The following is a 9,890-nucleotide window of genomic DNA, read 5'->3' on the forward strand; positions in this document are numbered from 1 at the left end:
GGGTCCCGTACCCTGGCCCGCATATGAGAATTCTGCTGATCAGACACGGCCAGACCCCGAGCAACGTCTCGGGGGCGCTCGACACTGCCTTCCCAGGGGCCGGGCTGACCGAGCTCGGGCACTCCCAGGCCGCGGCGGTGCCCGATGCGCTGGTGGGGGAGAAGATCGCCGGTCTGTACGCCTCCCGTCTGGTGCGTACGCAGCTGACCGCCGCTCCGCTCGCCGCCCGGCTCGGGTTGCCGGTCGTCGTGCAGGAGGGGTTCGAGGAGATCAACGCCGGCGAGCTGGAGATGGCCACCGACACCGAGTCGGTGACCGCCTACCTCGAGGCGCTGGCCGACTGGATCGGGGGCACGCTCGAGACCCCCGTTCCGGGTGGAGAGGCCGGGCACGAGTTCCTGGCGCGCTTCGACGCCGCGGTGCAGTCCGTGGTCAAGCGGCACGAGGCCGACGACACGGTCGCGATCGTCTCGCACGGCGCCGCGATCCGGATGTGGACCGGGCTGCGCACCAAGCAGTCGCCCGCGTTCGGCGACGAGAACCGGATCCGCAACACCGGTCACGCGATCGTGGAGGGCGACCCCGACGGCGGCTGGACTACGACCGCCTGGAGCAACGACCCGCTCGGCGGCGCCCACCTGATCGGCGAGGGCTTTTGATCCTCCGCTCCCTCCTCCTGTTCGTGCTGGCCGCCCTCGCCGAGATCGGCGGCGCCTGGCTGGTCTGGCAGGGACTGCGTGAACACCGCGGCTGGCTCTGGGTGGGCGCCGGCTTCATCGCGCTCGGCCTCTACGGCGTCGTCGCCACGCTGCAACCCGATGCCCACTTCGGGCGGATCCTGGCTGCGTACGGCGGGGTCTTCGTCGTCGGCTCGATCGCCTGGGGGATGGCGATGGACGGCTTCCGCCCGGACCGCTGGGACATCGCCGGCGCGGCACTGTGCCTGGCCGGGATGGGCGTCATCATGTATGCCCCGCGTGGGTGAGGACCGCTTCATGGGCCTCGAGGAAGACTCCCCGCGCACCTTCGTCCCGGTGCCGCCGGCCGAGCGGCCGCGCCGCACCCGACGTACCGCGCGCGTCCTGCTGATCGACGACCGCGACCGGCTCCTGCTCTTCTCCGACTCCGACCCCGGCATCCCCGGCGTGCGCTGGTGGATCACCCCCGGCGGCGGCATCGACGCAGGTGAGAGCGACGAGAGCGCCGCGGTGCGCGAGCTCGCGGAGGAGACCGGCATCGAGGTCGCTCGGTCCGACCTGCTCGGTCCCACGATGCGGCGGAGGGTGGTGCACGGCTACACCGACGTGGTCATCGAGCAGGAGGACGTCTTCTACGCGTGCTGGGTGCCGGCATTCGAGGTCTCCACGGCCGGCCACACCGAGGACGAGCTGCTCACCATGGCCGAACACCGCTGGTGGACGCGGTCGGAGCTCGCCGCCACCGATGAGGACATCTGGCCGGCGGTGCTCCTCGACCTGTGGCAGGACGCCGACGTACGCCGCGCCGCGGCCGAAGACGGGCCGGCCGATCCCGCCGATGGCGGGTGGGTGGAGGAGTCCTCGGTCCCGGCCTGAAGACGCGCCACAGCCGACCATCCCCCTCATGATGGTCGGCTGCGGCATTGCGAGATCTGGTCGATATCCCCCGGTATGACGAGATCTCTGGTGTGTGTCATCGGTTCGAGCTCGAATCCCCCGATTCGCTCGAGCGACGACACTCAGTCCGTTGTGCGCGCCCGCGCTCGCGTCCTGCGCCTGCCCCTCAGCAGACCCAGGGCGTCGGCCCACAGCATGAGGCTGTGTACGACGGACCGGAGATGAAGACGCATGATCAGCGGACGACGCCGAGCGCGATGATGCCGGTCGCAGCCATGGCCGCGACACCGAACATCGTCGTGCCCACCGCCGGCGGCATCCCGCCGCGGTGCTTGTGGTCGGTGGAGTCGTTCTTGCGGAGGCTGCGGACCGCGTCGAGGACGTCGTTGCGGATCGACTCGACGGCGCTCAGGTCACTGCGGTGGCGGGCGGTGATCGTGGTGGTAGCCATGATGTTCCTCTTCTCGGCGGTATCGCTGGCCGGCCGTGTCCGGCGGCTTTCGAGGAGGAAACGGAGTCGTGACGCGGTCATGACGCAGGTTTTGGACACATTGAGGTTACGGATTATCCACATCTGAGAAACATGTTTTGGTCCCGTACGCTGCGCGTCATGACCACGTCGCTGGCGGAGATCACTCGGGAATGGGGCCGGATCGGGTGCCTCGGGTTCGGCGGTCCTCCTGCTCACATCCGGTTGCTCCGGGAGACCGTTGTCGAGCGCCGCGGCTGGGTGGAGCCGGAGGAGTTCGAGGACGCCATCGCGACCTGCAACCTGCTCCCGGGACCCTCATCGACGCAGCTGGCGATCTTCACCGCATGGCGGGTGCGTGGCACGGCCGGAGCGCTGGTCGGCGGCCTCGCCTTCATCCTTCCCGGTCTGGTGCTGATCATCGCCCTGGCGGCGCTGTTCCTGGGTGACCCGCCGGCGTGGGTCCTCGGCGCGGGGGCCGGTGCCGGGGCGGCGGTCGCCGCGGTCGCCGTCCAGGCCGGATGGGCGCTCGTGCCGTCCTCGTATGACCGCACCCCGTCGCGTACGCGATGGATCCTCTACGCCGTCATCGGGACCGTCGCTGCTGCGACTACCGGGGCCTGGGTGGTCCTCGTGCTCATCGGCGCCGGGCTCGTCGAGATGGCGGTGCGCAGGCCATGGCGTACGGGCTCGAACGGGTCGAAGGGTTCGAACGACCTGCAGTCGCTCGTCACGCTTCCGCTCCTGGCCCAGGGGGCGCTGACCACCGCCGTCGTCGCGCCACTCGCGTGGACGGCGTTCAAGGTCGGCGCGCTGTCGTACGGAGGCGGGTTCGTGATCATCCCGCTGATGCAGTCCGACGCGGTCGAGCGCTACGCGTGGATGAGCGATGCGGAGTTCCTCAACGCGGTGGCGCTCGGGCAGATCACCCCAGGACCGGTGGTCCACACCGTGGCGGTGGTGGGCTTCGCCGCCGCAGGTCTCCTCGGCGCGCTGGCTGCGGCGGTGATCGCGTTCGGGCCGTCCTTCGTGCTGATCATCGGCGGCGGACGGCACTTCGAGGCGCTGCGCTCCTCGCCGCTCGCGCGCGCCTTCCTCGACGGCGCCGGCCCGGCCGCGATCGGCGCCATCCTCGGCTCCGCCGTGCCGCTGGCGATGGCGACGAGCGAGTGGTGGCAATGGGTGGTGCTTGCCGCCGCCGGCGTACTCCTGCTGCTCCTCAAGCGCGGGGTGGTGCTCACCCTGCTGCTCGCGGCAGGGGTCGGTGTCGTGGTCGCTCTTTCCGGTGGGCCGCTGCCCTGATTGCTCACCGAGGCAAGTTCGGTGAACATCCGCGCCCTAGAGGTAGAGCCCGCCCGAGGAGTCGCCGTGGTCCTGCTGGCCGCCGGGCTGCTGGGACCCGCCCTGGCCGGGTGCGGGGTGGCCATCGGGGGAGAGGCTCGCGCCCGGCGGCAGGCCCTTGCGGATCTGCTCGAACTGGGCGCGGGCGGCGACCTGCTGGGCGTACATGGCGGTCTGGATGCCGTGGAAGAGCCCCTCGAGCCAGCCGACCAGCTGGGCCTGCGCGATCCGGAGCTCGCCCTCGGACGGCGTCTGCTGCTCGGTGAACGGCAGCGAGAGCCGCTCGAGCTCCTCGACCAGCTCCGGCGCGAGCCCGGACTCGAGCTCCTTTATCGACGCGTGGTGGATCTCGCGGAGCCGGTTGCGGGAGGCCTCGTCGAGCGGGGCGGCCTTCACCTCCTCGAGCAGCTGGCGGATCATCGACCCGATCCGCATGACCTTCGCGGGCTGCTCCACGAGGTCGGCGACGTCGCGCTCCTCGTCCTCGGAGGGCTCGGGTGCGGTGGCGTTCTTGAGTACGTCGGCGGGCACCGAGATCGGCTGCCCGTCCGGGCCGATGACCACGACTTCCCCGGTCTGCTCCTGCGTCATGCGCCCAACCCTACCTAGAGCGTTGTAGCCAGCAGGATCTTGCCGCTGTGCTCGCCGGACTCCATGAGCCGGTGGGCCTCGGCGGCCTCCGCGAGCGGGAGTACGTCCTGGACGACCGCCTTCACGTCTCCGGCCCCGACCATCGGCCAGATGCTCTCCACGACGGCGGCGCAGATCGTCGTCTTCTGCTCGGCCGGACGTCCACGGAGGTTGGTCGCGATCACCGCGCCCCGCTTGCGGAGCAGAGCGTTGATGTCGAGCTCGGCCTTGGCTCCACCCTGCATGCCGATGATGACCAGGCGTCCCTCGGGGTTGAGCGCGTCGATGTTGCGGGCGAGGTATTTCGCGCCCATGTTGTCGAGGATGACGTCGGCGCCCCCGTAGACCTTGGCGACCTCGACGAAGTCATCGTCCTTGTAGCTGATGGCGACCTCGGCCCCCAGCGACTTGGCGAGCTCGGCCTTCTCGGCCGAACCGACCGTGGTGAGCACCCGCGCACCGATCTGGCTGGCCAGCTGGATCGCCATGGTGCCGATACCGCCGGCGCCGCCGTGGACCAGGAAGGTCTCGTCCGGGGTCAGGCCACCGACCATGAACACGTTGGACCACACGGTGGCCGCCACCTCGGGCAGCGCCGCGGCGGTGACCAGGTCGACGCCGTCCGGGACCGGCATCACCTGGCCGGCCGGGACGGCGACCTTCGTCGCGTACCCGCCGCCAGCCAGTAGGGCGCACACCTCGTCGCCCACCTGCCAGCCCTCGACCTCGTCGCCGACCGCGGAGATCGTGCCGCTGCACTCCATCCCGATGATGTCGCTGGCGCCCTTCGGGGGCGGATAGAAACCCTGTCGCTGCAGCAGATCGGCCCGGTTGAGCCCCGCGGCGGCGACGTCGATCACGACCTCACCAGGTCCCGCGACGGGGTCGGGGAGCTCGGTGACGGTGAGGACCTCGGGTCCTCCGGGCTGCTGGGCTACAACTGCTCGCATGCCACCCACCCTAGGGCTCCGGGAGGGGGTGGGTTCGGCCGCGGGCGAGGTGTAACACGCTGTTCGTCGGACTATCCGGTCGTTCAGAACGGCCTGGTAGTCCTACGAACAGCGTGTTACATGTCTCGCGGGCCCAGCTAGAGCGACTTCAGGTCCGTCCAGGTGTCGATGTCGCGGTGCTCGTCGCCCTCGGCGGAGACCTCGACGAGCTCCAGGTCCGCCAGGAGCTTGCGCAACGGCATGCCGTGCTGCCCCTCGTGGTCCGGTCGGACCTCGGCGAGCCGCGCGGTGGAGAGCACGAGAGCCAGCTGCCGGCGTCCGTCGGGCCCGACGAGCACGGCGCCGTCCTGGCCGAAGGCCGCCTCGCGGAGCCGGGAGAGTGTCCGCGGGCGCAGGAACGGCATGTCGACAGCGGTCACCCCGACGTACGCCCTGGGGGTCAGCAGCGCGTCCACACCGGTCAGCAGCGCGGCGACCGGTCCACCGAAGCGAGGATCCTCGCGGACGAAGGTCACCGGTCGCTCGGTCTTCACCGCATCACCGACGACGACGACCTCCATGGCGTCGACGACGGCATCCAGGGCCCAGGCCAGCATCGTGCGGCCACCGAGCTCGATCCCGGACTTGTCGATCCCGTCGAGCCGCGAGCTGCGGCCCCCGGCGAGCACCACGGCGGCGTACGGCTCCCATTCGTCCCAGTCGTTCACACCGCGGACTCTAGTGTGGAGACGTGACCACCTGGAACAGCCTTCGGATCAGCCTCGTGCAGCACGCCTCCGGCCTGGAGCCCGACGCCAACCGGGCGCTCCTCGCCGAGCTGACACCGCAAGACAGCGACCTGGTCGTCTTCCCGGAGGTCTTCGCGCGGGACTTCGGCAAGCCCGGATCCGACCTGAGTCCGTACGCCGAGGGCCAGGACGGGGCGTTCGGGACCGAGGTGACCCGGGTGGCCGAGGAGCGTGGCACCACGGTGGTGGCCGGGATGCTCGAGACCAGCGGCGACTCCGCCGGTCGGCCGTTCAACACCCTGCTGGTGCGTGGCGGCACCGAGGCGGCGTACCGGAAGATCCATCTCTACGACTCCTTCGGCTACAAGGAGTCCGATGCGCTGGTCGCAGGAGGGATCGAGCCGGTGGTGGTCGACATCGACGGGGTGCCGACAGGCCTGATGACCTGCTATGACCTGCGCTTTCCCGAGCTCGCGCGGGGGCTGGTCGATCAGGGTGCCGAGCTGATCGTGCTGCCGGCGGCGTGGGTGGCCGGGCCGCGCAAGGTCGACCACTGGCGGACTCTCGTGCGCGCCCGCGCGATCGAGAACACCGTCTTCATCGCCGCCGCTGCCCAGTCCGCGCCGCGCTACTGCGGTCACTCGATGGTCGTCGATCCCCTCGGCGACGTGCTGGTCGAGGCCGGTGAGGGCGACGAGGTCGTCGCCGCGACGATCGAGCGGGATGTGCTCGAGAAGGCGCGCCGAACCAACCCGTCCCTGGTCAACCGCAGAATGTGACCCTCGTCAACAAGTCGTCGTCACAGCGGTAAACGGATATCGATGACTCGTTAGGTTCACCCCGGCCCCGGTATCCTCGTCTGCTATGGACCGAGCCCCCCGCCGTCGCGCTGACAAGAGCAAGCGTGGCCGTCGTGCAGCCGGTCACAGCGCACCCCCCACACCCGCGTACGTCGAGCCGACCTCGAGCGAGGCGCTCGCCTATGACCAGTGGGCCGAGAACGACTGGGCCGCCGCCGGCTATCAGGAAAGCAGCCAGGAAACCAGCCAGGTCACCGGCCGGACCGAGCAGCCCGGCGGACAGGGTTGGAACGAGACCGGTTGGGCCGACGAGACGTGGTACGACGAGCGTCAGGCGCCCCAGGACACGCCAACTCCCGGTGGTGGCCGCCGGATCGCCAGCCGCGCCGCCGAGCCCGAGCCGCGTCAGCCTGAGCCACGTCAGCCCGAGGCGGGCTACTCCGGCAGACGCGCGCGCTCGGCGTCGGCAGAGCCCGCGGCTCCTTTCGGCGACGGATACGACGGGGGATACGCGGCTCCGAGCTACCCGCCCGAGCCCGCGCCGGCACTGAGTGGCCCGAACGCGCCGGGCGGGCGGCGGGCACCTGCGTACTCGACACCGGGGCCGTACGCCGGGACGGCCGATCTCACCCAGGCGCCTCAGCACCAGGTCCAGCAGCCGTACCAGCCCGATCCCTATCAGACCGAGGCCTACCAGGCCGACGCTTACCAGCCGGTCCCCTATCAGGCCGACCCCTACCAGTCCGGCCGTTTCGATCCGGTCGCGGAGCCGGTCAGCGATCCGGACGGACGCTATGGGCAGCAGCAGACCCGCCGCACCGCGACCGCGGCCAAGGTGACCTCCTTCCTGGCTCAGCCGCGCGTTCCCAGCGCGGCCCGAGCCGGCCTCGGGATCATCGAGAGCCTGACCGCCGGGACCGTCCGGGTCATCTGGCTGGTCGCGCTCGCGATCGGCCTGCTCGGTCTCGCGATCAGCGCCTTCGACCTCGGTCCGCAGCTCTTCGGCGGCCTCGGTGCGGTCGTCGTCGGCACCGCCTACACCTTCGCGCTGGCTCACCGCACCGGTGGCCGTCCGCTGATCTTCGGGTCGCTGGCGGGCGTCGCCGGACTCGTCGTGGTGTTCACGAACAACGAGGCCCTGCGTACGGGAGCGGCGGTTCTGATCGCCTCCGTGGCCGCGGTCCTCGCGGTGATGGGCACCGTCCCCGGGCGCCGTTTCCCGAGGGCGATCCGCGAGACGTTCATCGCCGTCGGCGTCGCCGCGGTTGGGAGCTTCGCAGCGCTCGGATTCGAGCCGGTGGTGACCGTCGCCCGATTCGAGTACGCCACGCTTGCCTGCGCCCTCGTGATCGCCTTCTTCGCCGTCTACCGCCTCGGCGCCGGCCTGCACGGCCTCGGCAGGCGGGGCGCGATCGTGGTCGGCATCGGCGGGCTGATGCTCGCGCTGACCCTGATCTACGCCGAGATGCTGCGTCGCTACGGCAGCACCGGGCTGCTCGATTCGGTGGACGACATCCAGCACTGGTGCCGCGTACACATCGGTGGCTACCCGCACCCGATCCAGGCGCTCTTCGGGGTCCCGGCGCTGGTCTGGGGCACCCACATGCGCGCCCGCCGCCGGCAGGGCTGGTGGGTCTGTCTCTTCGGCGTCGCGCTCACGGCGCCTGCCGCCAGTACGTTCCTCAACCCCGACGTGGGTCTGGCCGAGGCCGGACTCTCGGTCGTCTACAGCATCCTGGTCGGCCTGGTGCTCGCCTTCATCATCATCCGCATCGACCTCGCGCTCACCGGCTCGGTGGCGGCCGGTGGCGGCCGCAGGGCGGCCCGTGAGGCCGACGAGGCGAGCGCCGTGCGCCCGGAGCCCGGCCGCACCCGCGCGCTGCTCTGAGACGCTGGTCTGGTGCGCCACACTAGCTAGGCCTACCACCCGGTAACGCGTACGTTCTGGGTATGAGCCGCAGAACCCCCACCACCATCGCTGCCGAGATGGTCGCGAACGTCATCAACGTCGGCGTTCAACCCGGAGACCAGGTCGCAGTCGGGGACACTGTCATGCTCCTGGAGTCGATGAAGATGGAGATCCCCGTGCTCGCCGAGACGCCGGGCACCGTGGTGGCGGTCAAGGTCGCCACCGGTGACGTCGTCCAGGAGGGCGACGTGCTCGTCGAGTTGAGCGCCTGAGCCCCAGGGCGACTAGACTTGATGCCGCGCCCACGGGCGCATGGAGGGGTGCCGGAGTGGCCGATCGGAACCGCCTTGAAAGCGGTCGTAGGGAGACCTACCGCGGGTTCGAATCCCGCTCCCTCTACCAGGTCGGACCGGACTAGACCTCTTGCAGGTGCCGGTCCACATCGATCATCAGCCGGCGCAGCTCGAGGAGAAGATCCTCGAGGTCGATGCGGTCGAGCACGTCGTCGGCGAGGATGGCCAGCCGGCTCAGCAGGGTGCCCCGATCGCGGAGCGCGCTGACGTCGGTGAGGGCATGCCACTCCTGACCCGTGTCGAGGATCAGCAGAGCCGCGCGTACGCCGCCGAGCCGCTGGCGCACACCCCAGCGCCAGAGTCCGACGTTGGCCCCAGGACGGGGAGCGGCGATCGCGGTATCCAGGGCCCGAAGAGCATCCGACATATTTGGAAGCACACCTGTCATGAACAGATTGTGACCTAGGTCACGTAAAGGATCAAGCGGATGCGGCTCCGGCTGCCCGTGTCGGCCACAATGGAACGCGTGCCATCCGCTGAGCTCACCTACTACCGTCTCGCCCCGACCGTGCAGGCCCGCCTTCTCGGCGCCGCTGTCGTCGGCCTCGCGCTCCTCGTCTTCGCCGGCACGGCCGTTGTCATCGCGGCCGAGATCGACTTCGCGTGGCTCTTCATCCCGCTGGTCCTCGGGATCGCCGTGGTGGTCGGGTTCGGTTGGTGGCTTCGCAACAAGGCGTACGTCCTGCGCGCCAGCGCCCAGGGCTACCGGATCGCGTTCGTGCGGGGTGCCGGGGTCCGCGAGGCCCGCTGGGCGGATATCCAGGAGGCCGTGACCACGATGCCCGGAGGTACGCCCTGCCTCGAGCTGCGGCTCAAGCAGGGCGGCACGACGACGATCCCGGTGACCATCCTCGGTGTCGACCGCGAGCAGTTCGTGCGCGAGCTCCAAGGTCATCTGAAGGCCACGATCAAGCCCCTGGATCCGGCCTCCGGACCTACCGAAGCCTCTTGATTGGTCCCAGGTGCGTAGGTGTTGCTAGCCTGTTCGCGCGGTATGGAGGCGTCGCCTAGTCTGGTCTATGGCGCTCGACTGCTAATCGAGTTTGGGGCTTAAACCCCATCGAGGGTTCAAATCCCTCCGCCTCCGCCAGTTTCAATGCGTTTGGCCCCCTTCA

Annotated in this window: 13 protein-coding genes and 2 tRNA genes; 10 read left to right on the plus strand and 5 right to left on the minus strand. The window is 70.0% G+C overall.

What is annotated here, in order from left to right:
- The first annotated feature begins 23 nt into the window (after window positions 1-23).
- From ACRDPS_RS21220 to ACRDPS_RS21230, 3 genes are read left to right on the plus strand one after another with little or no spacing between them, the layout of a single operon-like run.
- Window positions 24-659 carry a histidine phosphatase family protein gene (locus ACRDPS_RS21220; RefSeq protein ID WP_431503651.1) on the plus strand — a complete coding sequence of 212 codons (636 nt, stop codon included), beginning with the start codon at window positions 24-26 and terminating at the stop codon, window positions 657-659.
- Window positions 656-985 (plus strand): YnfA family protein, encoded by a 330-nt coding sequence (locus ACRDPS_RS21225; protein WP_431503652.1) that lies wholly within the window; start codon window positions 656-658, stop codon window positions 983-985. The genes ACRDPS_RS21220 and ACRDPS_RS21225 overlap by 4 nt, the downstream gene beginning before the upstream one ends.
- A gap of 10 nt (window positions 986-995) precedes the next feature.
- Window positions 996-1,574 (plus strand): NUDIX hydrolase, encoded by a 579-nt coding sequence (locus ACRDPS_RS21230; RefSeq protein ID WP_431503653.1) that lies wholly within the window; start codon window positions 996-998, stop codon window positions 1,572-1,574.
- A 256-nt stretch (window positions 1,575-1,830) separates the two neighbouring features.
- On the opposite strand, the gene ACRDPS_RS21235 is transcribed toward ACRDPS_RS21230, so the two are convergent.
- Window positions 1,831-2,046, minus strand: a complete 216-nt coding sequence (locus ACRDPS_RS21235) for a hypothetical protein (RefSeq protein WP_431503654.1) — start codon at window positions 2,044-2,046, stop codon at window positions 1,831-1,833.
- Window positions 2,047-2,205: 159 nt separating this feature from the next.
- On the opposite strand from ACRDPS_RS21235, the gene chrA reads away from it, so the two are divergent.
- Window positions 2,206-3,366, plus strand: a complete 1,161-nt coding sequence (gene chrA, locus ACRDPS_RS21240; protein ID WP_431503655.1) for a chromate efflux transporter — start codon at window positions 2,206-2,208, stop codon at window positions 3,364-3,366.
- Window positions 3,367-3,402: 36 nt separating this feature from the next.
- Here chrA and ACRDPS_RS21245 read toward each other — a convergent pair whose 3' ends face one another.
- From ACRDPS_RS21245 to mobA, 3 genes are all read right to left on the minus strand, one after another.
- Window positions 3,403-3,996: a bacterial proteasome activator family protein gene (locus ACRDPS_RS21245; RefSeq protein ID WP_431503656.1), complete on the minus strand. Its 594-nt coding sequence runs from the start codon at window positions 3,994-3,996 to the stop codon at window positions 3,403-3,405.
- 14 nt (window positions 3,997-4,010) lie between these two features.
- Complete coding sequence (locus ACRDPS_RS21250) at window positions 4,011-4,985, minus strand: NAD(P)H-quinone oxidoreductase (RefSeq protein ID WP_431503657.1); 975 nt, start codon at window positions 4,983-4,985, stop codon at window positions 4,011-4,013.
- Between the two features lie 137 nt (window positions 4,986-5,122).
- Entirely contained in the window at window positions 5,123-5,692 is a 570-nt protein-coding gene (gene mobA / locus ACRDPS_RS21255; protein ID WP_431503658.1) for a molybdenum cofactor guanylyltransferase, read from the minus strand.
- 23 nt (window positions 5,693-5,715) lie between these two features.
- Between mobA and ACRDPS_RS21260 the strand changes: the two genes are divergently transcribed.
- The 4 genes from ACRDPS_RS21260 to ACRDPS_RS21275 all read left to right on the plus strand — a co-directional run bounded on the left by ACRDPS_RS21260 (window position 5,716) and on the right by ACRDPS_RS21275 (window position 8,824).
- On the plus strand, window positions 5,716-6,492 hold the full coding sequence (locus ACRDPS_RS21260; RefSeq protein ID WP_431503659.1) for a carbon-nitrogen hydrolase family protein: 777 nt from the start codon (window positions 5,716-5,718) through the stop codon (window positions 6,490-6,492).
- Window positions 6,493-6,577: 85 nt separating this feature from the next.
- Window positions 6,578-8,401 (plus strand): hypothetical protein, encoded by a 1,824-nt coding sequence (locus ACRDPS_RS21265; protein ID WP_431503660.1) that lies wholly within the window; start codon window positions 6,578-6,580, stop codon window positions 8,399-8,401.
- Between the two features lie 62 nt (window positions 8,402-8,463).
- A complete protein-coding gene (locus ACRDPS_RS21270; protein WP_431503661.1) occupies window positions 8,464-8,694 on the plus strand; it encodes a biotin/lipoyl-binding carrier protein in 231 nt (76 codons plus the stop codon).
- Window positions 8,695-8,736: 42 nt separating this feature from the next.
- Window positions 8,737-8,824: transfer RNA gene (locus ACRDPS_RS21275), tRNA-Ser, on the plus strand.
- Between the two features lie 12 nt (window positions 8,825-8,836).
- Here ACRDPS_RS21275 and ACRDPS_RS21280 read toward each other — a convergent pair.
- On the minus strand, window positions 8,837-9,142 hold the full coding sequence (locus tag ACRDPS_RS21280; RefSeq protein ID WP_431503662.1) for a hypothetical protein: 306 nt from the start codon (window positions 9,140-9,142) through the stop codon (window positions 8,837-8,839).
- Between the two features lie 90 nt (window positions 9,143-9,232).
- On the opposite strand from ACRDPS_RS21280, the gene ACRDPS_RS21285 reads away from it, so the two are divergent.
- Window positions 9,233-9,727, plus strand: a complete 495-nt coding sequence (locus tag ACRDPS_RS21285; protein ID WP_431503663.1) for a hypothetical protein — start codon at window positions 9,233-9,235, stop codon at window positions 9,725-9,727.
- Window positions 9,728-9,771: 44 nt separating this feature from the next.
- A tRNA-Ser gene (locus tag ACRDPS_RS21290) sits at window positions 9,772-9,865 on the plus strand.
- The last annotated feature ends 25 nt before the right edge of the window (window positions 9,866-9,890 follow it).

It is taken from the genome of Nocardioides sp., assembly GCF_050699375.1.
Classification (GTDB): Bacteria; Actinomycetota; Actinomycetes; order Propionibacteriales; family Nocardioidaceae; genus Nocardioides.

What these genes read in the sequence shown, in the direction of transcription:
- ACRDPS_RS21220 (WP_431503651.1), top strand. Translation starts at nt 24, where the DNA reads ATGAGAATTCTGCTGATCAGACACGGCCAGACCCCGAGCAACGTCTCG.
- ACRDPS_RS21230 (WP_431503653.1), top strand. Translation starts at nt 996, where the DNA reads ATGGGCCTCGAGGAAGACTCCCCGCGCACCTTCGTCCCGGTGCCGCCG.
- ACRDPS_RS21235 (WP_431503654.1), bottom strand. Translation starts at nt 2,046, where the DNA reads ATGGCTACCACCACGATCACCGCCCGCCACCGCAGTGACCTGAGCGCC.
- chrA (WP_431503655.1), top strand. Translation starts at nt 2,206, where the DNA reads ATGACCACGTCGCTGGCGGAGATCACTCGGGAATGGGGCCGGATCGGG.
- ACRDPS_RS21245 (WP_431503656.1), bottom strand. Translation starts at nt 3,996, where the DNA reads ATGACGCAGGAGCAGACCGGGGAAGTCGTGGTCATCGGCCCGGACGGG.
- ACRDPS_RS21250 (WP_431503657.1), bottom strand. Translation starts at nt 4,985, where the DNA reads ATGCGAGCAGTTGTAGCCCAGCAGCCCGGAGGACCCGAGGTCCTCACC.
- ACRDPS_RS21265 (WP_431503660.1), top strand. Translation starts at nt 6,578, where the DNA reads ATGGACCGAGCCCCCCGCCGTCGCGCTGACAAGAGCAAGCGTGGCCGT.
- ACRDPS_RS21270 (WP_431503661.1), top strand. Translation starts at nt 8,464, where the DNA reads ATGAGCCGCAGAACCCCCACCACCATCGCTGCCGAGATGGTCGCGAAC.
- ACRDPS_RS21280 (WP_431503662.1), bottom strand. Translation starts at nt 9,142, where the DNA reads ATGTCGGATGCTCTTCGGGCCCTGGATACCGCGATCGCCGCTCCCCGT.
- ACRDPS_RS21285 (WP_431503663.1), top strand. Translation starts at nt 9,233, where the DNA reads ATGGAACGCGTGCCATCCGCTGAGCTCACCTACTACCGTCTCGCCCCG.